Raw genomic sequence first — 22,123 nt, forward strand, 5'->3', positions numbered from 1 at the left:
CAGGTCCTGAAATACAACCACGGCACAAGTGGGAGGATGCCCGGAACCCGACACATTTCGCTCAGCGCGTACGCCGCCGATGGCTCCCGAGTGTCTGCCGGGAGCCGCCGATCCCGCGGATTACTCTTGGAGATTGTGACTGCCGAGTATTCCGCCCACCACCTCCAGGTGCTCGAAGGGCTCGAGGCGGTCCGCAAGCGCCCCGGCATGTACATCGGCTCCACCGATTCCCGCGGTCTCATGCACTGCCTGTGGGAGATCATCGACAACTCCGTCGACGAGGCACTCGGCGGGTTCGGCTCGCGCATCGACATCGTGCTGCACGCCGACGGCAGCGTCGAGGTGCGCGACCGGGCCCGAGGCATCCCCGTCGACATCGAACCGCGCACCGGTCTGTCCGGCGTCGAGGTCGTCTTCACCAAACTGCACGCCGGCGGGAAGTTCGGCGGCGGGTCGTACGCCGCCTCGGGCGGCCTGCACGGCGTCGGCGCCTCCGTCGTCAACGCGCTGTCGGAGCGACTCGACGTCGAGGTCGACCGTGGCGGCAAGACGTGGGCGATGTCGTTCCACCGCGGTGAGCCCGGGGTGTTCGCGAACGGCTCACCAGATTCCACCTTCACCCCGTTCGAGAAGAGCTCGGAGCTGCGCGTCGTCGGGCGTGCCGCGAAGGGCGTCACGGGCACCCGCATCCGCTACTGGGCCGACCGGCAGATCTTCACCAAGGACGCCGCGTTCACCCTGAGCGAGCTGGAGCAGCGCGCCCGCCAGACGGCCTTCCTGGTGCCCGGGCTCGAGATCGTCATCCGCGACGAACGCACCTCGACGGTGTCCGAGAACGGCGAGCCCACCGAGACCAGCTACCGCTTCGACGGCGGCATCTCGGAGTTCGCCGACTTCCTGGCCCCGGATGCCGCGATCACCGACACCTGGCGCCTCACCGGCACCGGCACCTTCACCGAGACGGTGCCCGTGCTGCAGGCATCGGGTGCCATGGTGCCCACCGAGGTCGAACGCGAATGCGTCGTCGACGTCGCCGTACGGTGGGGGACCGGCTACGAGACCCTGCAGCGCTCGTTCGTGAACATCATCGCGACGCCCAAGGGCGGTACGCATCAGGCCGGCTTCGAGCTCGGGCTGATGAAGATCCTGCGCACCCAGATCGAGCAGAACGCGCGGCGCCTCAAGGTCGGCAACGACAAGCTCGAGAAGGACGACATCCTCGCCGGCCTCACGGCGGTGCTCACCGTGCGCCTGCCCGAGCCGCAGTTCGAAGGGCAGACGAAGGAGGTGCTCGGAACTCCCGCGGTACGCCAGATCGTCGCGAACGTCATCTCGCGCGAGCTCGCCGCGAAGTTCGCATCCCCCAAGCGCGATGACAAGGCGCAGACGTCGCTGCTGCTGGACAAGATCGTCTCCGAGATGAAGGCGCGCATCTCCGCGCGCACGCACAAGGAGACCCAGCGTCGCAAGAACGCGCTGGAGTCGTCGTCGCTGCCGGCCAAGCTCGCCGACTGCCGGTCGAACGACGTCGCCGACTCCGAGCTGTTCATCGTCGAGGGCGACTCGGCGCTCGGCACGGCCAAGCTCGCGCGCAACAGCGAGTACCAGGCTCTGCTGCCCATCCGCGGCAAGATCCTCAACGTGCAGAAGGCGTCGATCTCCGACATGCTCGGCAACGCAGAGTGCGCCGCCATCATCCAGGTGATCGGCGCCGGCTCCGGCCGCTCGTTCGACCTCGACACGGCCCGCTACGGCAAGATCATCCTGATGAGCGACGCCGACGTCGACGGCGCCCACATCCGCACCCTGCTGCTGACCCTGTTCTTCCGCTACATGCGTCCCCTCATCGACGACGGCCGCGTGTACGCCGCGGTGCCGCCGCTGCACCGCGTCGTGGTGATGAACCCCGGCTCCAAGCCGAACGAGACGATCTACACCTACTCCGAGCAGGAGCTGCACGGTCTGCTGAGCAAGCTCACCAAGTCGGGCAAGCGCTGGCAGGAGCCGGTGCAGCGCTACAAGGGGCTCGGGGAGATGGATGCCGACCAGCTGGCGACGACGACGATGGATCGCGCCGGCCGCACGCTGCGTCGGGTGCGCATGGAGGATGCCGAGGCCGCGGCATCCATCTTCGAGCTGCTGATGGGCAACGATGTGGCCCCCCGCAAGGAGTTCATCATCGACTCGAGCGCGCGTCTGGACCGCGAGCGCATCGACGTCTGAGCCGTGACGGAGCAATGCGAGCGCAGCGAGCGTTGACGCGTCAGCGGCTCAAGATCGAGTAGGCGCGCCAGCGCCGTATCGAGATCTCCCCTCCACGCGAACGCGACCCTCAGCGCACGCTCGAGCCGAGGGCGCCGATCACGCCGTCGAGCGGAGAGCCCGAGGCATCCCGCTTCGCCCCGCTCTCCGGCAGCGCGCGCGTCGCGCCGTCGGCGCCGACCGCGCGGGGGTCGGAGCCCACCCATGCCAGCACGAGAGCATCCTCGCCCCGCAGCAGCCGCTGCGCGCGGACGCCGCCGGTGGCGCGGCCCTTGGCGGGGAACTCCGTGAACGCCGACACCTTGGCGCTGCCGGCGTCGGTGCCCGCGATGGCCGTGGTGGAGCCTGCCACCGTCACCACCACCGCGTCGAAGGCCGTCGCGCCGACCACGTCGAACGCGATCACCTCCGCGCCGTCGGAGAGCCGGATGCCTGCCATGCCGCCCGCCGCCCGCCCCTGAGGGCGCACCGCCGAGGCGTCGAAGCGCAGCAGCTGCGCGTCGGACGCGATGAAGACGAGCTCGGCCCCGTCCGGCGCGGGCGCGGCACCGACCACGCGGTCGCCGTCCTTGAGGGCGATGATCTCGATGTCGTGCTTGCCGGCGATCTCGCCGGCGGCGACGCGCTTGACGACGCCCTGCGCCGTGCCGAGGGCAACGGTGGGGGAGTCCACGAGCGGCACGATCGCCACGACGTGTTCGCCGGACGCGAGTCCCAGGTACTGGTCGGCCCGCGTGCCCGCCGCCAGCTGCACCGAGTTGCCGGGCACCGACGGCAGATCGACAGGAGTGAACCGCACCAGCCGGCCCGCCGAGGTCACAGCCCCGAGGTCGCCGCGGGTGGTGCCGTCGACCGCCGAGCGGATGGCGTCGTGCTTCGAGCGGCGCGTGGGCGGCACGACACCGCCGCCGGGGGCATCGGCGGTCAGCTCGGCGCGCACCATGCGCCCTGTGGCTGAGAGGAACACCCGACAGGGCGCGTCGGCGATCTGCAGGTCGGCGGCCGCCGCGGCCGACCGCGACCGCGGCGCCACCGGCCCTCCGTTCAGCAGCAGCGTGCGACGCGGGGTGCCGTAGGTCTCGGCGGCGGCGTCGAGCTCCCTCGCGACCTGGGCGCGCAGCAGCACCTCGCTGCCGAGGAGCCTCTCGAGCTCGGCGATCTCGGCGGTCAGGTTGTCGCGCTCGGTCTCGAGCTCGATGCGCGAGAACTTCGTGAGGCGCCGCAGACGCAGCTCGAGGATGTACTCGGCCTGCGGCTCGGACAGGTCGAACACCTCGCGCAGGCGAGCGCGGGCCGCTTCGCCGTCATCGGACGAGCGGATGACCTGGATGACCTCGTCGATGTCGAGGATCGCGATGAGGAGACCCTCGACCAGGTGCAGGCGGTCCTTGCGACGCGCGAGCCGGTACTGACTCCGGCGCGTGACGACGCTCAGCCGGTGGTCGAGGTAGACGCGCAGCAGCTCCTTCAGGCCGAGCGTCTGCGGCTGACCCTCCACGAGAGCGACGTTGTTGATGCTGAACGAGTCCTCCAGCGGTGTCAGCCGGTAGAGATGCTCCAGCACGGCCTGCGGGTCGAAGCCGGTCTTGATGCCGATGACCAGCCGCAGTCCGTGGTGCCGGTCGGTCAGGTCCGTGACGTCGGCGATGCCCTGCAGCTTCTTCGCGTTGACCGCGTCCTTGATCTTCTCGACGATCCGCTCAGGACCGACGAGGTAGGGCAGCTCGGTCACCACGAGTCCGGTGCGGCGCGGTCCGAGCGACTCGACCGCAACTTTCGCGCGCGTGCGGAAGCTGCCGCGTCCGTTCGTGTACGCGTCCTTGATGCCGTCGAGTCCCACGATGATGCCCCCGGAGGGCAGATCGGGTCCGGGCACGAACTCCATGAGCTCCTCGACCGAGGCGTCCGGATGATCGAGCAGGTGCACGGCGGCGGCCACGACCTCGATGAGGTTGTGCGGCGCCATGTTCGTCGCCATGCCCACGGCGATGCCGGTCGTGCCGTTCACCAGCAGGTTGGGGAACGCCGCCGGCAGCACCTCGGGCTGCTGGAACTGCCCGTCGTAGTTGGGGATGAAGTCGACGACGTCCTCGTCGAGGTTCTCGGTGAGCGCGAGCGCGGGCGGTGCCAGCCGCGCCTCGGTGTAGCGCGGGGCGGCGGGACCGTCGTCGAGCGAGCCGAAGTTGCCGTGCCCGTCGACGAGCGGCACGCGCAGCGAGAACGGCTGTGCAAGGCGCACGAGGGCGTCGTAGATGGGTGCGTCGCCGTGCGGGTGGAGCTTTCCCATCACCTCGCCCACCACGCGGGCGCTCTTGACGTGACCTCTGTCCGGGCGCAGCCCCATGTCGGCCATCTGGAACAGGATGCGGCGCTGCACCGGCTTGAGGCCGTCGCGCGCATCGGGCAGCGCCCGGGAGTAGATCACCGAGTAGGCGTACTCGAGGAACGAACCCTGCATCTCGGTCGAGACGTCGACGTCCTCGATGCGCTCCGGCGTGGAAGGGATGCGATCCTGTGCGGACGGTGGAGGAGTGGCGGGCATTCTGCTTCCGGGCCGGGGGACGGTGGTCGAGGGTGATGTGTGCGGGGTCCTGCGCGATGGCGCCGTGCCCGCGTCCCCCCGCGGACGACCGGTCTCGGCGGTGTGCCAGACTGGCCGCGATGACCCTCAGCCTACCCGCGGAGGCCGCGCGGACCCGGAGCCTCACCGGCGTGCTGCCTCAGCTGATCGCCTCGCTCGACGGCCGCTCCGACTGGTTCGCGCCGGCCTCGAGCGCCGTGGTCCTCCTCGTCGACGGCCTCGGCGCGCGCAATCTCGCCGCCCGCTCCGGGCACGCCCGGTTCCTCGCCTCCCGGACCACGAAACGGGATGTCGCGCGCACCGTCTTCCCGTCCACGACCGCCTCGGCGCTCACCAGCCTCCTCACCGGCACCGACCCCGGCTCGCACGGCATCGTCGGCTACCGCGCCCGGATCCCCGGCACCGACGCCGTGCCGAACCAGCTGCAGGGGTGGGAGACCGACGGCCTCTCGCCGTACACGTGGCAGCGCGCGGAACCCCTGCTCGCGGTCGAGGCGGCCCGCGGGCGTCCCTGCTTCGTCGTCTCACGGGCCCGGTACGTCGGGACGGGCTTCACCGAGGCCACCCTGCGCGGCGCGCAGTTCGCCGGCGCCGAAGACATCGCCGAACGCGCCGACATCGCCGCAGACCTCGCGGCCAGGCATCCGGGCGCGCTCATCTACCTCTACGCGCCCGATCTCGACGTCGTCGGCCACAAGCACGGCTGGGAGTCGGATGCCTGGACCACGGCCCTCGAGCGCATCGACGGGGTCGCGCGCACGTTCGAGTCGGCACTCGCGCGCGGCACGGGCGCCGTGCTCACCGCCGACCACGGCATGGTCGACGTCCCCCGCCATCGGCATGTGCTGCTCTCGAGCGGGGACGCGCTCCTGGAAGGCGTGCGCCTGATCGGCGGCGAGCCGCGCATGCTGCACCTCTACACGCAGGACGGGGCGGCCGAGGCGGTCCTCGCGACCTGGCGAACCTCCGAGGAGGGGCGATCCTGGGTGCTCTCGCGCAACGAGGCGATCGAGGCAGGGCTGTTCGGGGCCGTCGCCGACGAGGTGCGCGACCGCATCGGGGATGTGATCGTGGCGGCGCGGGCGGGCATCGCGTACTACGACGATCGACTCTCCGACAAGCGCGCGCAGAGCATGATCGGCCAGCACGGGTCGCTCACCGACGAGGAGCGCACCGTTCCGCTGCTGCGTCTCGGCGCCTACGCCTGAGGACCGGCGTCAGTCCTCGGTGCGTGCGCCGAAGACGATCTCGTCCCACGACGGCATCGAGGTACGACCCTTGCGACGGCCGGCTCCGTCGGCGGTTGCCGCAGCGCGATCATGTGCCGTCGAGATCACCGTGTCCTCATCGGGCTCGGCCGCGTCGTCGTACCCGGGCTCCAGGGCGTCGAACAGGGCGACGGGGCTGACCGAGCGGCTCGGTGCCGCCGCGGTGTCGATGCCCGGGAGCGGGTCGCGCTGACCACGGCGGCGACGCAGCGCCTCCAGCAGATCGGCGGTCTCGGACGTCGGGACGATCGTGTCCGGCGCCCGCTTGATGGCGGCGTGCTCGACCGCGGGGGCGGTCGGCGCGGGAACCTCCGGGCTCTCCAGATCGGCCTCGGGTGCCGGCACGCGACGCGGCCCGAACGCCCCGCTGTCGAAGCGGCTGTCGTCCTTGCCCGCCGGGACATCGAGGGCGCGGAGCCGAGGGATGAGTCCTTCGGGCAGGGAGCCCTGGCGCGAGAGCTGGATGGCGTCGGCGTTCTGCGGCGACAGCGTCGTGCGACGGGGATCGAATCCCCAGCGCGCGTCGTGATCCACCTGGTTCGCCGTGAACTCGAGCTTGACCACCCACCCGGTGGGCTCTTTCCAGCTCGTCCACCGCTCGCCGGTCGCGCCCGCCTCGGCGAGCTTGGCCCGCACGGCGGCACCGAACGTGGGTAGGGCATCGGGCTCGAGATCACCCCCGAGCAGCACGGGGACCGCGAGTGCCTGACCGACGATGTGCTCGCGCTCGGCGAGCACAGGGCCCTCGAAGCGACGGACGTCCTCGACGCGGGCATCCAGCAGCGCGGCGACCTCCTGCGCGGAGAGCCCGGCGCGGATGTGCGCCTGGATGTCCCGGGGGCTCGGACGGCGGCCGGCGGGCTCCTCGGACCGATCGCGGCTGATCCGGCGCAGCTCGCTGCGCAGCACGCCGTCGACGGCGAGCGAGAACCGCTCGCCCGATTCGGTCGCCAAGACGAGCGCGTCGTCTTCGGTTCCGATGACTTTGAGCTGCTCCATGCGAAACGCCCCTCCGATCCGGCGATGTGCTGGCCATGCTGTCACAGCACGCCCGATCCGCCGGGAATATCCCGCGCGCGCCGCGAGTTTCCCGGTGCGAGCCGAGCGGGACGACCCCGAAGAAGGAACGCATTTGCGAAATGACCCGCGGTCATGCAAACTATGGCCGCCCGAAAGGGCTCAGCGATACCCGAACCCCCGGAAGAAGAGACGCGCACGCATGGCAACGGATTACGACGCCCCCCGAAAGACCGAGGACGACAGCGAGTCGATCGAGGCCCTCAAGGAGCGCGTCCCCGACAAGCTCTCAGGTGCGGTGGGCGACGAGGACGCCGACAACCCCTCGGGTTTCGAGCTGCCGGGCGCCGACCTGTCCGACCTCGAGCTCGACGTCGTCGTGCTGCCCGCGCAGGAGGACGAGTTCACCTGCGCCAGCTGCTTCCTCGTGAAGCACCGTTCGCAGCTCGATCACGACTCCGCCGACGGTCCTATCTGCAAGGAGTGCGCGGCGTAGCAGCCCGCGCCGCGCGCACCGCCGCGACCAGTCGGTCCGGCGTGCGCGAGGAGAGGACCCACGACGGCGCCGGATCGTCGGCATCGGTGATCTCGAAGACCGCCACGCCGTCGATCCCCCCGCGGAGCAGGTGCCACGATCGCGGATCGAGCCCGGTTCCCCGCGCCGTGCGCGCGTCCTCCCCGGTGGCCCACCCGCCGTCGCCGAGGAAGTGGACGTCGATGTGCGCGCGCCCCGCCCGCAGCACACCGTCGCGCACGACGACCGCGGGAGAGGCGGCGAGCATGAGCGCGACGATCGCCACGCCGACCAGGGCGCCGATCACGAGGGCGAGCGTGGTGTCCAGCGGCACGAACACGAGCGCGGCCATCGGCGCGCACACGGCCGCGCTGACCAGCAGCCACAGCGATGGACTGAGACGCTCGCGATACTCGGTGCGCGCGGCATCCCGGGCACCCGGCTCTGTCTTCTGCATTACCCTCGTTGCGTGGCTCTAACCGTGGACATCCCCATTATCGCCCCCGAGGTCCCGCAGTACGCGCACCCGGGCGATGCCGGAGCCGACCTGACCTCGGCCGAGGCCCTGAGCCTCCAGCCGGGCCGGCGCGCGCTGGTGGGCACCGGCGTGCGCATCGCGCTGCCCGACGGGTACGCGGCGTTCGTCGTCCCGCGCAGCGGCCTGGCGGCCAAGCACGGAATCACGATCGTCAACTCCCCGGGCACGGTGGATGCCGGCTATCGCGGTGAGATCAAGGTCGCGCTGCTGAACACGGATGCCTCGGAGCCGTTCGAGATCGCGGTCGGCGACCGCATCGCGCAGCTGATCGTCATGCCGGTCGCGCGCGCCGCATTCATCCCGGTCGAGGAGCTGCCCGACAGCGTCCGCGGCGACGGGGGCTTCGGCTCCACCGGGTACCAGAAGGATCGAGGGATCGCACGATGACCGACGACACCACCTCCGAGCCGGGCGACGAGCTCGAGCCGCGCCCGACGGGGATCGCCGACCGCGCGACCGACGGGCCGTTCGACGAGTCCGAGGCGAACCCGGTGCGCCCCTACATCGACCTCGGGGGCATCAAGATCCTTCCGCGCGAGGGCCTGAACCTGAGGCTCGAGGTGGAGGAGCAGACCAGCCGCATCGTCGCCGTCGGGCTCGACTACGCCGACTCGTCCCTGCAGGTGCAGCCGTTCGCCGCCCCGCGCTCGAGTGGACTCTGGGAGGAGACGCGCGAGCAGATCCGCACGCAGATCCGCCAGCAGGGCGGGCGTGTGGAGGAGCGCGAGGGTCCGCTCGGGGCGGAACTGCTCGCCGAGGTTCCGGTCGCCGGCGCGGACGGCACGAACGGAAAGCGCCTGGCCCGTTTCGTGGGCGTCGACGGTCCGCGCTGGTTCCTGCGCGGTGTGATCGGCGGTGCCGGCGCGAGCGATGTGGACGCCGCCGCGAAGGTGGAGGACCTCTTCCGCTCGATCGTGGTCGTGCGGGGCGGGAGCCCGATGCCTCCGCGTGACCTCATCCCGCTGAAGATGCCGGCCACGCCGGGCGTGGCGTGAGCGACCGCCCGGCGGGCGACGCCGAGCCGGTGATCGATTCCGCGGGCGATCCCGCGGCGACGCCGTCGGCGTCCGAGACCCTCAGTGCGGCCCTCGGGGGCGCGGCCCGCCGTGCGGGGTTCGACCCTTCTCAGGGCCGCACCACCGGCCACGTCGTCTGGAATGCGATGGGTGGCTGGCGCGGGGTCCTCGAATCGGTCCTGCCGTCCCTCCTGTTCGTGATCGCGTACACGCTCACGAACAACCTGATCGTCGCGCTGGCGGTCTCGGTGGGCATCGCCGTGGTGTTCACGATCGCGCGACTCGTGCAGAAGTCGCCGCCGTCGGCCGCGATCGGCGGTCTCGTGGCGGCCGGCGCTGCCGCGGTACTGGCGCTCATCACCGGCAACCCCTCGGACAACTTCGTTCCCGGCCTCCTGACCAACCTCGGCTACGGACTCGCCATGCTCGTCTCCGCCCTCGTGGGCTGGCCCCTCATCGGGCTCGCCGCCGGCTTCCTGATGAACGACGGCACGCAGTGGCGGCGGAACCGGCGGCGGCGCCGCGCCTTCTTCTGGCTGACGATCGCGTGGGCGGGACTGTTCGCCGCACGCCTGGCGGTGCAGTTCCCGATCTACCTCTCGTCGCTCGATCCCGCGAACACGGTGAGCGCTCTGCAGCTGCTCGGCACCCTCAAGATCGCGATGGGACTGCCCCTGTTCGCGCCTCTCGTCGCGGTGACGTGGCTCACCGTCCGAGCGCTCTACCCCCACGAGCAGAAGTGATACATTTATCTTGACATCAAGATAAATCCTCTGCTCCGACGGTTAGGCCCGCCTCACTAGCGACCGCCGTCGCGGCGGGGAATGATGGGGAGCGCCGGGCCTTGCGCCCGCCCCGCCGCCGACGAAGGAGACAGACGTGTCCACGGTTGACAGCTTCGGTGCGAAGAGCACCCTGACGGTCGGCAGCACCGACTACGAGATCTTCCGGATCGACACCGTCCCCGGGTTCGAGAAGCTCCCGTTCAGCCTGAAGGTGCTGCTCGAGAACCTGTTGCGCACCGAAGACGGTGCCAACGTCACGAAGGCGCAGATCGAGGCACTCGGCGCGTGGGATCCCGCCGCGCAGCCCGACACCGAGATCCAGTTCACCCCCGCCCGCGTGGTGATGCAGGACTTCACCGGAGTGCCCTGCATCGTCGACCTCGCCACGATGCGCGAGGCCGTGACCGCCCTGGGCGGAGATCCCAACAAGATCAACCCCCTCTCGCCCGCAGAGATGGTGATCGACCACTCCGTCATCGCCGACCTGTTCGGCTCCGAGAACGCGCTCGAGCGCAATGTCGAGATCGAGTACGAGCGCAACGGGGAGCGCTACCAGTTCCTCCGCTGGGGCCAGACCGCGTTCGACGATTTCAAGGTCGTCCCGCCGGGCACCGGCATCGTGCACCAGGTCAACATCGAGCACCTCGCCAAGGTCATCTACGACCGGACCGTCGGCGGCGTGCTCCGCGCCTACCCCGACACGTGCGTGGGCACCGACTCGCACACCACGATGGTCAACGGCCTGGGCGTGCTCGGCTGGGGCGTCGGCGGCATCGAGGCCGAGGCCGCGATGCTCGGCCAGCCCGTCTCCATGCTCATCCCGCGCGTCGTGGGCTTCAAGCTCACCGGAGAGATCCCCGCCGGCGTCACCGCGACCGATGTCGTGCTCACGATCACCGACATGCTGCGCAAGCACGGCGTGGTCGGCAAGTTCGTCGAGTTCTACGGCGAGGGCGTCGCCTCCGTGCCGTTGGCCAACCGCGCCACCATCGGCAACATGAGCCCCGAATTCGGCTCCACCGCCGCGATGTTCCCGATCGACGACGTCACGCTCGACTACCTGCGCCTCACCGGCCGCGACGAGCAGGCCGTGGCGCTGGTCGAGGCCTACGCCAAGCAGCAGAAGCTGTGGCACGACGCGTCGGTCGAGCCCTCGTTCAGCGAGTACATGGAGCTCGACCTCGGCACGGTGGTCCCCTCGATCGCCGGCCCGAAGCGCCCGCAGGACCGCATCCTGCTGTCGAACGCGAAGTCGCAGTTCGAGGTCGACATCCTCAACTACGCCGACGCGACCACCTCCGACGACATCGTCGACCTCGAGTCGAAGCACTCGTTCCCCGCCTCCGACCCGGGCGCCGCTCCCGGAGACGAGCACGACGAGACGCGCGTCGTCCACATCTCCAGCGGCGGCCCGGCTGCGGCATCCAAGCCGGTCAAGGTCACCACCCCGGAGGGGCAGGAGTACATCCTCGACAACGGCGCGGTGACGCTCGCGGCGATCACGTCGTGCACGAACACGTCGAACCCGTCGGTCATGCTCGCCGCGGGCCTCCTGGCGCGCAACGCGCTGAACAAGGGGCTGAAGCAGAAGCCGTGGGTCAAGACCACGCTCGGACCGGGCTCGAAGGTCGTCACCGACTACTACGAGAAGTCCGGCCTCGACAAGGCACTGGAAGGCCTCGGCTTCTACACCGTCGGCTACGGCTGCACGATCTGCATCGGCAACTCCGGACCGCTCATCGAGGAGGTCTCGGCGGCGGTCAACGACCACGACCTCGCCGTCACGGCGGTGCTCTCGGGCAACCGCAACTTCGAGGGGCGCATCAGCCCCGACGTCAAGATGAACTACCTCGCGTCGCCGCCGCTGGTGGTGGCCTACGCGCTGGCCGGATCGATGCACTTCGACTTCGAGACCGACCCGCTCGGCAAGGACTCTGACGGCAACGACGTGTTCCTCAAGGACATCTGGCCCTCGCCCGAAGAGGTGCAGGCCACGATCGACTCGTCGATCTCGCGCGAGCAGTTCATCAAGCAGTACGCGACCGTGTTCGACGGCGACGAGCGGTGGAAGAGCCTGCCGACGCCGGATGCCGCGCAGTTCGAGTGGGATCAGAAGTCCACCTACGTCCGCAAGGCGCCGTACTTCGACGGAATGACGATGGAGCTGACCCCGGTCGCCGACATCACCGGCGCCCGTGTGATGGCGACGCTCGGCGATTCGGTGACCACCGACCACATCTCGCCGGCCGGGAACATCAAGGCGGGCACTCCCGCGGCGAAGTACCTCACCGAGCACGGCGTCGCGCAGAAGGACTTCAACTCCTTCGGCTCCCGGCGCGGCAACCACGAGGTGATGATCCGCGGCACGTTCGCCAACATCCGTCTCAAGAACGAGCTCACCGCGGCGGTCAACGACGGCAAGGTCGTCGAGGGCGGCTTCACGCGCGACTTCACGCAGGAGGGCGGCCCGCAGTCGTTCATCTACGACGCGAGCATGAACTACCAGGAGCAGGGCGTCCCGCTCGTCGTGTTCGGCGGCAAGGAGTACGGCTCCGGCTCGTCGCGCGACTGGGCGGCCAAGGGCACCAACCTCCTCGGCGTCAAGGCGGTCATCACCGAGAGCTTCGAACGCATCCACCGCTCCAACCTGATCGGAATGGGCGTCGTCCCGCTGCAGTTCCCGGCAGGGGAGTCGTGGGCGTCACTGGGGCTGGACGGCACGGAGGTCGTCTCGATCACCGGTCTCGAGCAGCTCAACGAGGGCGTCACGCCCAAGACCGTGCGCGTGACGGCCGAGCCGAGCGAGTTCTCGCCCGAGGGCAAGCAGACGGTCTCCTTCGACGCGGTCGTGCGCATCGACACGCCCGGCGAGGCCGACTACTACCGCAACGGCGGCATCCTGCAGTACGTGCTGCGTTCGCTCGTCTGAGCCCGCGCGAAGGCCCCGGATGTCCGCATCCGGGGCCTTCGCCGTCCCTCCGCGCGCCGCCTCCGGGGGTCGGCTGGGTAGACTGACGTGATGTCCGAAGAGGGGAGCAGGATGCCGCGTCTGGCGTCGATCTCGGGGCCTCGTGACCTCGATGCGCTGACCGTTCCCGAGCTCGAAGAGCTGGCGGAGGAGATCCGCGCGTTCCTCATCGAGAACGTGTCGCAGACCGGCGGGCACCTCGGCCCGAACCTCGGCGTCGTCGAGCTGACGCTCGCGATGCACCGCGTGTTCGACTCGCCGAACGACCCGATGATCTTCGACACGGGCCACCAGTCGTACGTGCACAAGCTCCTCACCGGACGTCAGGACTTCTCCGGACTGCGCTCGCGCGGGGGACTGGCCGGCTACCCGCAGCGGTCCGAGAGCCCGCACGACGTCGTGGAGTCCTCGCACGCGTCCAGCTCCCTGAGCTGGGCCGACGGCGTGTCGCGCGCACTGACCCGCACCGGCCGCAAGGACCGGCATGTCGTGGCGGTCGTGGGCGACGGCGCCCTCACCGGCGGCATGACGTGGGAGGCGCTCAACAACATCTCCGACGACAACGACCGCAACCTCGTCATCATCGTCAACGACAACGGCCGCTCCTACGCGCCGACGATCGGCGGGATGGCCCGCTACCTCAACCGCGTGCGCACGGGCGAGGCCTATCGCAACCTGCACCGCAGCTCGAACTCCCTCGCCAGTCGCCTCGGCCCGGCCGCGCGTGCCGTCTACCGCGGCGTCCGCGGCGGAACGCACGGGTTCCTGTCCCGCTTCACCAACAACGCGGCGCTGTACTCGAACCTCGACATCAAGTACCTCGGGCCCATCGACGGCCACGACATGACATCGCTCCTCGAGACGCTCGAGCTGGCGAAGACGTACGGCGCCCCCGTCATCGTGCACGCCATCACCGAGAAGGGCCGCGGCTACCAGCCCGCGCTCGACGACGAGGCCGATCAGTTCCACGCCGTCGGGAAGATCGATCCGCTCACGGGAGCCGCGATGGGCAGCTCGTCCAGCACGGCCTGGACCGACGTCTTCGCCGACGAGCTGCGCGCCATCGGCGAGGACCGCGAGGACATCATCGGCATCACCGCGGCGATGCTGCGCCCGGTCGGGCTCCTGCCCTTCGCGCAGCGGTTCCCCGACCGCGTCTACGACGTCGGCATCGCCGAGCAGCACGCGGTCGCCTCCGCGGCGGGACTCGCGTTCGGCGGCCTCCATCCGGTGGTGGCGATCTACGCCACGTTCATGAACCGCGCGTTCGACCAGGTGGTGATGGATGTCGCGCTGCACCGCGCCGGCGTCACGTTCGTCCTCGATCGGGCCGGGGTGACGGGTCCCGACGGCCCCAGCCATCACGGCATCTGGGACCTCGCGATGCTGCAGCTCGTGCCGCACATCCGCATCGCCGTGCCCCGCGACGCCGCGCGCCTGCGCGAGGAGCTGCGCGAGGCGGTCGCGGTCGAGGACGCCCCGACCGTGCTGCGGTTCCCGAAGGGCTCGGTCGCCGCCGACCTCCCCGCGGTCGAGCGGCTCTCCGACGGGGTGGACGTGCTCGCGGTCTCCGACGCGAAGGACGTGCTGCTGGTCGGCATCGGTCCGATGGCGCACCTCGCGATGGAGGTCGCCGGTCGCCTCCGCGACCAGGGCATCGGTGCGACCGTGGTCGACCCGCGCTGGGCGATCCCCGTGCAGCCGTCGATCGTCGAGCTGGCGGCATCCCATCGCCTCGTCATCACGATCGAGGACGGCATCCGCGTCGGCGGCATCGGCACGCGCGTGCGGCAGGTGCTGCGCGAGGCCGGCGTCGACACGGCCGTCGACGAGCTCGGCGTGCCGGACGAGTTCATCGATCACGCCTCGCGCGAGCAGATCCTCGAGGATGCCGGACTCACCGCCGCGAAGATCGCCCAGGACGTCGTGGCCCAGGTGCTCGGCACCCGCATCCCCGTCGCCCGCGGCGCCGCCACCGGCACCATCCCGACGATCCCCGACTGGGAGCACACGCCCCCGCAGTAGCCCGGGACTCACGCCGGCGCCGATCCGGCAAGCGGAGATCGGCCGGGAATCGGACCGAACATCAGCTGCCCGCCCGCTGCTCGTCCGATCTCCGAGTCCCGGACCCGGGGCTGTCAGGAGGCGAGGCGGCCCTCGGCCTCCGCGTCCGGGTCGAGGTGCACGATGCGCGGCACGGATCGTCGTGCGGCACGCGAGCCACGCGCCCAGCCGAGGGGCATCGCGATCGTCGAGCACGCGACGGGGATGATCCAGAACACCGCCCCGGCGGCGTAGACCCCACCCATCACGGCGAGCGTGACGGCGGTGGCCGCGACGCCGAAGACGAATCCGTAGACCGTGAACGCCGCCGCGTGGAGTTCGACCGAGGGCTGCCGACGAAGGATCCACCCCAGCCCCAGCGCGGGAGCCGCGCCGAGGATGGCGGCCGCGAACGAGATCGGAACGGTGTACACCACGACGATCGGGAGCGCCGTCAAGAAGAAGATCCCGAACCCCGCGGTGGACAGCCCGAGGAACCAGAGCCAGGCGGAGAGTGCGCCGCGCAGGAACTCGCCGGTCGTGAACGCCATCGGCTCCATGTCCGTACGGACGACCCGTGCGGGGACGCTCACGATGCCGCACCGCCGTCTGCGAGCGAGGGGCCGACGGATGGATGCCTCGACACCTGCGCGTCGGAGCGTCGGGCACGGCAGTAGGCCCACGCCCAGCCGAGCGGGAGGGCGACCGTAGCCGACAGCAGTGTGGACAGCACGAAGGGATTCAGAACATCGATGCCTTGCCGGAACCACAGTGCAACGACACCGATCACGAGCCCACCGATGACCGTGCCTACGAGAGCGTGCACGGCGACGTGCAGTGAGACGCCACGTCGCCGCCGCATGGTTCGCCCGATGATGCAGACGGGGTAGGCGAACACGGCAGTAACCACGCCCGACGCGGGTGCCGACGCCAGGAGATAGACGAAGCCGAAGAGCAGTCCCGCGAGCGGCCCTCCGCTGCCCGGCCAGAACACGATGAACGCCACCCACACGAGGTTGAACGCGATCCATGAAGCCATGACTCCGCGGAGGAACTCATCGCGCGTGAAGGCCATCGGCTCCTCGGCGGTACGTGGAGACGGCTCGACGTCCTCGGGATCGCTCATGCACGCACCTCGCCCACGAGGCTCAGCAGCTCGCGGAGCGGGCCGCGCAGCAGAGGGAGCTTCAGGAGCGGGAGCGCGAGCTTGAAGAGTCCGAGGCCGCGGTCGAGCAGCATCCGGGTGCGCGCACGATCGTCCGAGCGGTCGTAGACCCAGAACAGCGCGAGCAGGAGGTGGGCGAGGAAGAGGGCCTGGGGGAGTCGCTCCTCGAACTCGGCCGGGACCCGTCCCCTGCCCGCCCCGGTGACGGCTTCGACGAAGAGCCCCTCGACGATGTCGCGGGCCGGGGCGGACTCATCCGACAGCGGGTTGATCGGGGACTTCGGCGACACCGCCGCCGACAGGAACCCCGGCGCGAAGCGGTGGTACGGCTCGAGCACGTCTATGCCGGTGCGATAGACGATGCGGAGACGCTCGACGAGGTCGTCCTCGGCCGCCAGCAGGGGGAGCGCCGCATCGCGATGCGCCTCCTGCACGTCGAGGTACAGCTCCTGCACGAGGTGGTTCTTCGACGCGAAGTGGTAGTTGGTGGTGCCGACCGACACGCCCGCCTCCTGCGCGATGAGCCGGATCGTGGTGTCGTCGTAGCCGCGTTCGCGGAAGGACCGCAGGGCGATGTCGCGCAGCATCCCTCTGGTCCGCTCGCTCTTCGTGGACGGAGCCGATTCACTGAACATGTTCAGAACATATCATCGCGCGACCGCAACAGGAAAGGGCACGTCCCGGAAGACGTGCCCTTTCGCGACCGGATGCCTCAGTCGCCGATTCCGCGGATCACCGGGTCGTGGAACGTGCCGCCGAACACGCGCGCCGACGCTCCCTCGCGATCGAGGTAGGGCGAGGCGCCGCCGTCGATGAACGGCCAGCCGGCGCCGAGGATGAGGCACAGATCGATGTCCTCCACCTCGGGCACGACGCCCTCGTCGAGCATGATCCGGATCTCCTGGGCGAGACCGTCCTGCACGCGGGTGAGGATCTCGGACTCGGACGCTGCGCTCGAGCCGACGGCACCCTTGAGCACCGTCGAGGCAGCCTTCGTCCACCCGGTGACGCGCCCGGACTTGTCCTTCTCGACGACCTCGGGGAGCTCGGCGAGCTGGTGGAAGTTCTCCGAGGCGTAGAACCGGTCGGGGAACGCGTGCGCCATCGTGTCCTGCACGTGCGCGGCGACCTTCCAGCCCACGAGATCGATCAGCTGGAACGGCGTCATCGGCAGGCCGAGGGGCGCGAACGCCTTCTCGACCGTGAGGAGCGGAGTGCCCTCGTAGACGGCGCGCGCCGCCTCGCCCATGACCTTGGCGAGCAGCCGGTTGACGACGAAGCCGGGGGCGTCGGCGGTCAGCACCGCGTTCTTGCCCAGCGCCTTGGCCACCACGAAGGCCGTCGACAGCGCGGCATCCGTCGTCTGCGGCGTCTTCACGATCTCGATCAGCGGCATCACCGCGACCGGGTTGAAGAAGTGGAACCCGACGAGGCGCTCGGGGTGCGCGAGCTTGGCGCCGATCTCCTCGACCGACAGCGACGAGGTGTTGGTGGCGAGGATGGCGTCCTCGGCGACGATCGGCTCGATCTCGGCGAACACCTGCTGCTTGACGCCGGTCTCCTCGAACACGGCCTCGATCACGAAGTCGCAGTCCGCGTACTCGCTCTTGTCGGTGGTGCCGTGGACGAGGGCGCGCAGCTTGTTGGCGGTGTCGCCGTCGATACGCCCCTTCTCCTGGAGCTTCCCGATCTCGTCGCGGATGTAGCCGAGCCCCTTGTCGACGCGCGCCTGGTCGAGGTCGGTGATGAGCACCGGCACCTGCAGTCGGCGCAGGAACAGCAGCGCGAACTGGCTCGCCATGAGACCGGCTCCGATGATGCCGACCTTCGTGACCTTCTTGGCCAGCGCCTTGTCGGGGGCGCCGACCGGACGCTTGGCGCGCTTCTGCACGAGGTCGAAGGCGTACATGGATGCCGCGAACTGGTCGCCGGTGACGAGCTCGGCCAGCGCCTCGTCCTCTCGCGCGAATCCCTCGGCCTTCGTGCCGCCCTTCGCCTTGTCGAGCAGGTCGAGGGCGATGTACGGGGACTTCGGCACCGTGCCGATGCGGCTCTCGAGCATGCCGCGCGCCATCTTGATCGCGATCGGCCACTTGGTGAGCCGCTCGAGCTTGCCCGGCTCGTTCTTGCGCTCGACCTTGACGCGTCCGGTGAGCACGCCGTCGGCCCAGGCGAGCGAGTTCTCGAGGTAGTTCGCGGCCGGGAAGATCGCGTCCATGATCCCGAGGTCGTGCGCCTGCTGCGGCTTGAGCATGCGGTTCTGCTTCAGCGGGTTCGAGATCACGACCTCGAGGGCGTTCTCGATGCCGATCAGGTTCGGCAGCAGGTACGCCCCGCCCCATCCCGGGATGAGACCGAGGAACACCTCGGGCAGCGCGATCGCGGCGGCGGAGGCGTCCACCGTGCGATAGGTGGAGTTGAGCGCGATCTCGAGACCGCCGCCGAGCGCGAGCCCGTTCACGAAGGCGAACGACGGCACGCCGAGCTCGCTCAGCTTGCCCAGCACGCGGTGGCCGAGCTGTGCGACGAGGCGGGCGTTGTCCTTGGAGCCCACCCGGCCGATGTCGCTGAGGTCGGCCCCGGCGGCGAGGATGTACTGCTTGCCGGTGATGGCGACCGCCGCGATCTCGCCGCTGCGCGCGCGCGCGGCGAGGGTGTCGAGCACCCCGCCGAGCTCGGTGAGCGTCGTCGGGCCGAGGGTGTTCGGCCGGGTGTGGTCGCGACCGTTGTCGAGGGTGATGAGCGCGAGCGTCCTGCCCGAGGGGAGCCGCACGTCGCGCACACGCGAGTGGGTGACCACCTCGCCGTCGGCGAGGGCGTCGAGGGGCGAGAAGTCGATCGTGTCGTACTGTCCAGAGGCGGTGTTCGTCATCCGTCGGAGCCCTTACTTCTTCTTGCCGTTGTAGTGCGGGTTCTCCCAGATGACCGAGCCGCCCTGGCCCAGGCCCACGCACATCGCGGTGAGGCCGTAGCGCACGTCGGGGCGCTCGGCGAACTGGGCCGCGAGCTGGATCATGAGGCGGACGCCGGATGCCGCGAGCGGGTGCCCGAGCGCGATCGCACCGCCCCAGCCGTTGACGCGGGGGTCGTCGTCGGCGATGCCGAAGTGGTCGAGGAGCGAGATCACCTGGATGGCGAACGCCTCGTTGAGCTCGAACAGACCGATGTCCGCGATGGTGAGCCCGGCCTTCTTCAGGGCCTTCTCCGTCGACGGGATCGGGCCGATGCCCATGACCTCGGGCTCGACGCCGGCGAACGCGAACGAGACGAGCTTCATCTTGGGCGTCAGGCCCAGTTCCTTGACGGCGGCGCCGCCGGCCAGGAGCGACATCGTCGCGCCGTCGGTCAGCGGCGAGGACGTCCCCGCCGTCACCCTGCCATGCGGGCGGAACGGCGTCTTCAGGGTGGCGAGCCCCTCCATCGTCGTCTCGGGACGGCGTCCCTCGTCCTCGGTGGCCAGGCCCCACGCACCGTCGGCGCCCTTGACCGCGACGGGCACCAGATCGGGCTGGAACTTCCCCGCGTCGTAGGCGGCCTGCGCCTTGTGCTGGCTGAGCATGCCGTAACGGTCGGAGCGTTCCTTGGTGAACTGCGGGAACCGGTCGAAGATGCGCTCGGCGGTGATGCCCATGTTGAGGGCATCGGGGCTGACCAGCTTCTCCGCGACGAAACGCGGGTTCGGATCGACGTTGCTGCCGTCGAGGGGGTGGCGACCCATGTGCTCGACACCGCCCGCGAGAGCGAGGTCGTACATGCCGACACCGATCGAGCCCGCCATCGTGGTCACGCTCGTCATGGCGCCGGCGCACATGCGGTCGATCGCGAAGCCCGGGACGGTCTGCGGCAGCCCGGCCAGGAGCGCGACGGAGCGGCCGAGCGTCAGCCCCTGGTCACCGGTCTGCGAGGTCGCCGCGAGGGCGACGTCGTCGATGCGCGCGGCGGGCACCGCCGGATTGCGCTCCATGAGTCCGATCGTCGCCTTGACGGCGAGGTCGTCCGCACGGGTGCTCCAATACATGCCCTTCTCGCCGGCGCGACCGAAAGGTGTGCGCATGCCGTCGACGAAGAAGACGTCCGAGATCTCGGCCACTCTGCCTCCAAAAGTTGGGAATGCAGCCAGCCTAGGCGGGGCCTCGGAGCGCCCGGAATCGGTTGGTCCGAACCTACGAACCCGTCTCCGGGGCGTTCTCGGGCTCTTGCACGGAATCGACAAAGGCTGAGGCGATCAGCTGTGCAGTCTGCTCAATCTGCCAGGCGCGCGCGCCCAGCGCCGCGAGGGCGGCGCCGATGCTGTCCGCCGTGACGTCCGCCGGCGGTGCCCAGGCGACCCGGCGCAGCAGATCGGGCGTCAAGAGGTTCTCGGTGGGCATGTGCAGGGCTTCGGCATGCGCCTCGACCACCGGTCGCGCCGCCTTGAGCCGTGCGTCGGCGGCGGGGTTGCGATCAGGCCACGCGCGGGGCGGGGGGAGCGACTCTCCCGTGGAGACCCGCTCCGGCGGCAGGTCGGTCTCGGCGCGTCCGGCCTCGATCGCCGCCCACCACCGATCGAGCTGCGTGCGGCTGGCTCGGCCGGTGAACTCCTTGATGCGCGCCAGGTCCTGCTTCGTCGCAGGTGCTCCGGCGACCGCGGCCACGAGGGCGCGATCGGGCACCAGACGGCCGGGGGAGACATCCTGCTCCCGGGCGTATTCCTCGCGTGCCGTCCACAGGGCGCGCGCGATCGCGAGGTTGCGGCGGCCCCGCACCGTGTGCAGCCCGCTCAGCCGACGCCACGGGTCGTCGCGCGGCGGACGCGGCTCGCGCGTGCGCACCGCCTCGAACTCCTCCGCGGCGAAGCGGGCCTTGTCCTGCTCGTCGAGCTCGGCGACGAGCACGTCGCGCACGTCGATGAGGTGCTCCACGTCGAGCGCGGCATACTCGAGCCACGACTGGGGGAGCGGCCGCGTCGACCAGTCGGAGGCGGAGTGCTCCTTCGCGAGCGTGATGCCCAGGGTGGTCTCGACCACCGCTCCGAGGCCGACCCGCTCGTGCCCGAGCAGGCGGGCGGCGAGCTCGGTGTCGAAGATCGTCGGCGGCACGAGATGCAGTTCTCGCAGCGAAGGGAGGTCCTGACTGGCCGCGTGCAGCACCCATTCGACGTCGCCGATCGCGTTCTGGATCGCCGAGACGTCGCCGAGGGCGGGCGGGTCGATGAGGAAGACTCCGGCGTCACGGCGGAACAGCTGCACGAGGTAGGCACGCTGCGAGTAGCGGAACCCCGAGGCGCGCTCGACGTCGACGGCGACGGGGCCGGAGCCGCCCGCAAGGGCTCTCGCCGCGGCCTCGAGTCCCTCGTGATCCGAGATGACCGTGTACTCAGCCACGCGTCGACCTGTGCGAACCGAGCACTGCGATCCCTTCCGATCCGGGGGGAAGTCCCCCGAGCATGCACACGAGCTCCGCCCACGCCTCGATGTGCGGAGACAGGCTACCCGACGGCGTCCACGACGCTCGCAACTCGATCTGCGCGCCGTCGCCCTCCTCGGCGAGCGAGCCGAACCCCTTCGACAGGGTCTTCGTGGCGGTCCCGGATGCCGAGTGGTACGCCGCCGCGCGGGAGTCGAGCGCGTCGACCAGCCAGGACCACGCGACATCCGCCAGCAGCGCATCGGTGCCGATCTCGGGCTCGAGCGGTGCCTGCGCGAAGCAGACGATCCGCCAGGGGCCGCCCCACGCCGAGGGCTCGTCGGGGTCGTGGAGCAGGATGAACCGGCCGGTGCCGTAGGGCGAGTCGACGCCGTCGACCTCGGGACGGATGTCGGCGGCCACCGCGAGCGAGAAGGGTGCGACGCCGGCGGGCGCGGTGATCTCGCGCACGACGAGGTCGTCGCGGAACTCCGTGGCGCGGATCTCCTCGACGGCGTGGTCGAAGAGGGACGGGGCCGACGGACGGCCGTGCTCAGTCACGTCGACAGACTAGGCTGAGG

The 22,123-nt window shown here is 70.2% G+C and carries 18 protein-coding genes; 8 read left to right on the forward strand and 10 right to left on the reverse strand.

Annotation, left to right across the window (positions count from 1 at the left end; genetic code table 11):
• Positions 1 to 132 precede the first annotated feature (132 nt).
• Positions 133 to 2,223 carry a DNA gyrase/topoisomerase IV subunit B gene (locus ACSJDX_RS12100; protein WP_438354980.1) on the forward strand — a complete coding sequence of 697 codons (2,091 nt, stop codon included), beginning with the start codon at positions 133 to 135 and terminating at the stop codon, positions 2,221 to 2,223.
• Between the two features lie 109 nt (positions 2,224 to 2,332).
• On the opposite strand, the gene ACSJDX_RS12105 is transcribed toward ACSJDX_RS12100, so the two are convergent.
• On the reverse strand, positions 2,333 to 4,804 hold the full coding sequence (locus ACSJDX_RS12105; RefSeq protein ID WP_438352921.1) for a DNA gyrase/topoisomerase IV subunit A: 2,472 nt from the start codon (positions 4,802 to 4,804) through the stop codon (positions 2,333 to 2,335).
• Positions 4,805 to 4,923: 119 nt separating this feature from the next.
• Here ACSJDX_RS12105 and ACSJDX_RS12110 point away from each other — a divergent pair, with 119 nt between their 5' ends.
• Positions 4,924 to 6,051 (forward strand): alkaline phosphatase family protein, encoded by a 1,128-nt coding sequence (locus ACSJDX_RS12110; RefSeq protein ID WP_438352922.1) that lies wholly within the window; start codon positions 4,924 to 4,926, stop codon positions 6,049 to 6,051.
• Positions 6,052 to 6,060: 9 nt separating this feature from the next.
• On the opposite strand, the gene sepH is transcribed toward ACSJDX_RS12110, so the two are convergent.
• Positions 6,061 to 7,110 (reverse strand): septation protein SepH, encoded by a 1,050-nt coding sequence (sepH, locus tag ACSJDX_RS12115; protein ID WP_438352923.1) that lies wholly within the window; start codon positions 7,108 to 7,110, stop codon positions 6,061 to 6,063.
• A gap of 220 nt (positions 7,111 to 7,330) precedes the next feature.
• Between sepH and ACSJDX_RS12120 the strand changes: the two genes are divergently transcribed.
• Complete coding sequence (locus tag ACSJDX_RS12120) at positions 7,331 to 7,624, forward strand: DUF4193 domain-containing protein (RefSeq protein WP_438352924.1); 294 nt, start codon at positions 7,331 to 7,333, stop codon at positions 7,622 to 7,624.
• On the opposite strand, the gene ACSJDX_RS12125 is transcribed toward ACSJDX_RS12120, so the two are convergent.
• Positions 7,599 to 8,099, reverse strand: coding sequence for a DUF3093 domain-containing protein (locus ACSJDX_RS12125; protein WP_438352925.1), 501 nt, complete (start codon positions 8,097 to 8,099; stop codon positions 7,599 to 7,601). The two genes, ACSJDX_RS12120 and ACSJDX_RS12125, sit on opposite strands and share 26 nt — an antisense overlap.
• 12 nt (positions 8,100 to 8,111) lie before the next feature.
• Here ACSJDX_RS12125 and dut point away from each other — a divergent pair, with 12 nt between their 5' ends.
• From dut to dxs, 5 genes are all read left to right on the forward strand, one after another.
• Entirely contained in the window at positions 8,112 to 8,567 is a 456-nt protein-coding gene (gene dut / locus ACSJDX_RS12130; RefSeq protein ID WP_438352926.1) for a dUTP diphosphatase, read from the forward strand.
• Positions 8,564 to 9,175: a DUF3710 domain-containing protein gene (locus ACSJDX_RS12135; protein ID WP_438352927.1), complete on the forward strand. Its 612-nt coding sequence runs from the start codon at positions 8,564 to 8,566 to the stop codon at positions 9,173 to 9,175. The genes dut and ACSJDX_RS12135 overlap by 4 nt, the downstream gene beginning before the upstream one ends.
• Positions 9,172 to 9,939, forward strand: coding sequence for a DUF3159 domain-containing protein (locus ACSJDX_RS12140; protein WP_438352928.1), 768 nt, complete (start codon positions 9,172 to 9,174; stop codon positions 9,937 to 9,939). The genes ACSJDX_RS12135 and ACSJDX_RS12140 overlap by 4 nt, the downstream gene beginning before the upstream one ends.
• Positions 9,940 to 10,075: 136 nt before the next feature.
• Positions 10,076 to 12,910 carry an aconitate hydratase gene (locus tag ACSJDX_RS12145; RefSeq protein WP_438352929.1) on the forward strand — a complete coding sequence of 945 codons (2,835 nt, stop codon included), beginning with the start codon at positions 10,076 to 10,078 and terminating at the stop codon, positions 12,908 to 12,910.
• A gap of 111 nt (positions 12,911 to 13,021) precedes the next feature.
• Entirely contained in the window at positions 13,022 to 14,974 is a 1,953-nt protein-coding gene (gene dxs, locus ACSJDX_RS12150; RefSeq protein WP_438354981.1) for a 1-deoxy-D-xylulose-5-phosphate synthase, read from the forward strand.
• A gap of 113 nt (positions 14,975 to 15,087) precedes the next feature.
• Here the strand turns inward: dxs and ACSJDX_RS12155 are convergent, their stop codons facing one another.
• The 7 genes from ACSJDX_RS12155 to ACSJDX_RS12185 all read right to left on the reverse strand — a co-directional run bounded on the left by ACSJDX_RS12155 (position 15,088) and on the right by ACSJDX_RS12185 (position 22,103).
• Positions 15,088 to 15,543 carry a hypothetical protein gene (locus ACSJDX_RS12155; protein ID WP_438352930.1) on the reverse strand — a complete coding sequence of 152 codons (456 nt, stop codon included), beginning with the start codon at positions 15,541 to 15,543 and terminating at the stop codon, positions 15,088 to 15,090.
• A 38-nt stretch (positions 15,544 to 15,581) separates the two neighbouring features.
• A complete protein-coding gene (locus tag ACSJDX_RS12160) occupies positions 15,582 to 16,118 on the reverse strand; it encodes a hypothetical protein (RefSeq protein WP_438352931.1) in 537 nt (178 codons plus the stop codon).
• A complete protein-coding gene (locus ACSJDX_RS12165; protein WP_438352932.1) occupies positions 16,115 to 16,792 on the reverse strand; it encodes a TetR/AcrR family transcriptional regulator in 678 nt (225 codons plus the stop codon). The genes ACSJDX_RS12160 and ACSJDX_RS12165 overlap by 4 nt, the downstream gene beginning before the upstream one ends.
• Before the next feature lie 77 nt (positions 16,793 to 16,869).
• Positions 16,870 to 19,029 (reverse strand): 3-hydroxyacyl-CoA dehydrogenase NAD-binding domain-containing protein, encoded by a 2,160-nt coding sequence (locus ACSJDX_RS12170; protein WP_438352933.1) that lies wholly within the window; start codon positions 19,027 to 19,029, stop codon positions 16,870 to 16,872.
• Between the two features lie 12 nt (positions 19,030 to 19,041).
• On the reverse strand, positions 19,042 to 20,247 hold the full coding sequence (locus ACSJDX_RS12175; protein WP_438352934.1) for a thiolase family protein: 1,206 nt from the start codon (positions 20,245 to 20,247) through the stop codon (positions 19,042 to 19,044).
• Between the two features lie 73 nt (positions 20,248 to 20,320).
• The gene (locus ACSJDX_RS12180; protein ID WP_438352935.1) at positions 20,321 to 21,520 is read right to left on the reverse strand and encodes a ribonuclease D; all 1,200 of its coding nucleotides are present in this window, start codon (positions 21,518 to 21,520) and stop codon (positions 20,321 to 20,323) included.
• Positions 21,513 to 22,103, reverse strand: coding sequence for a DUF3000 domain-containing protein (locus ACSJDX_RS12185; protein WP_438352936.1), 591 nt, complete (start codon positions 22,101 to 22,103; stop codon positions 21,513 to 21,515). Before ACSJDX_RS12185 ends, ACSJDX_RS12180 begins: the two co-directional genes overlap by 8 nt.
• Between the last annotated feature and the right edge of the window lie 20 nt (positions 22,104 to 22,123).

Source organism: Microbacterium fluminis (assembly GCF_051549805.1).
GTDB lineage: Bacteria > Actinomycetota > Actinomycetes > Actinomycetales > Microbacteriaceae > Microbacterium.

Excerpts from the sequence above, each read along its gene's own strand:
- ACSJDX_RS12105 (WP_438352921.1), bottom strand. The coding sequence starts at position 4,804 with ATGCCCGCCACTCCTCCACCGTCCGCACAGGATCGCATCCCTTCCACG.
- ACSJDX_RS12120 (WP_438352924.1), top strand. The coding sequence starts at position 7,331 with ATGGCAACGGATTACGACGCCCCCCGAAAGACCGAGGACGACAGCGAG.
- ACSJDX_RS12160 (WP_438352931.1), bottom strand. The coding sequence starts at position 16,118 with ATGAGCGATCCCGAGGACGTCGAGCCGTCTCCACGTACCGCCGAGGAG.
- dxs (WP_438354981.1), top strand. The coding sequence starts at position 13,022 with ATGCCGCGTCTGGCGTCGATCTCGGGGCCTCGTGACCTCGATGCGCTG.
- ACSJDX_RS12135 (WP_438352927.1), top strand. The coding sequence starts at position 8,564 with ATGACCGACGACACCACCTCCGAGCCGGGCGACGAGCTCGAGCCGCGC.
- ACSJDX_RS12110 (WP_438352922.1), top strand. The coding sequence starts at position 4,924 with ATGACCCTCAGCCTACCCGCGGAGGCCGCGCGGACCCGGAGCCTCACC.
- ACSJDX_RS12125 (WP_438352925.1), bottom strand. The coding sequence starts at position 8,099 with ATGCAGAAGACAGAGCCGGGTGCCCGGGATGCCGCGCGCACCGAGTAT.
- ACSJDX_RS12165 (WP_438352932.1), bottom strand. The coding sequence starts at position 16,792 with ATGTTCAGTGAATCGGCTCCGTCCACGAAGAGCGAGCGGACCAGAGGG.
- ACSJDX_RS12170 (WP_438352933.1), bottom strand. The coding sequence starts at position 19,029 with ATGACGAACACCGCCTCTGGACAGTACGACACGATCGACTTCTCGCCC.
- ACSJDX_RS12155 (WP_438352930.1), bottom strand. The coding sequence starts at position 15,543 with ATGGCGTTCACGACCGGCGAGTTCCTGCGCGGCGCACTCTCCGCCTGG.
- sepH (WP_438352923.1), bottom strand. The coding sequence starts at position 7,110 with ATGGAGCAGCTCAAAGTCATCGGAACCGAAGACGACGCGCTCGTCTTG.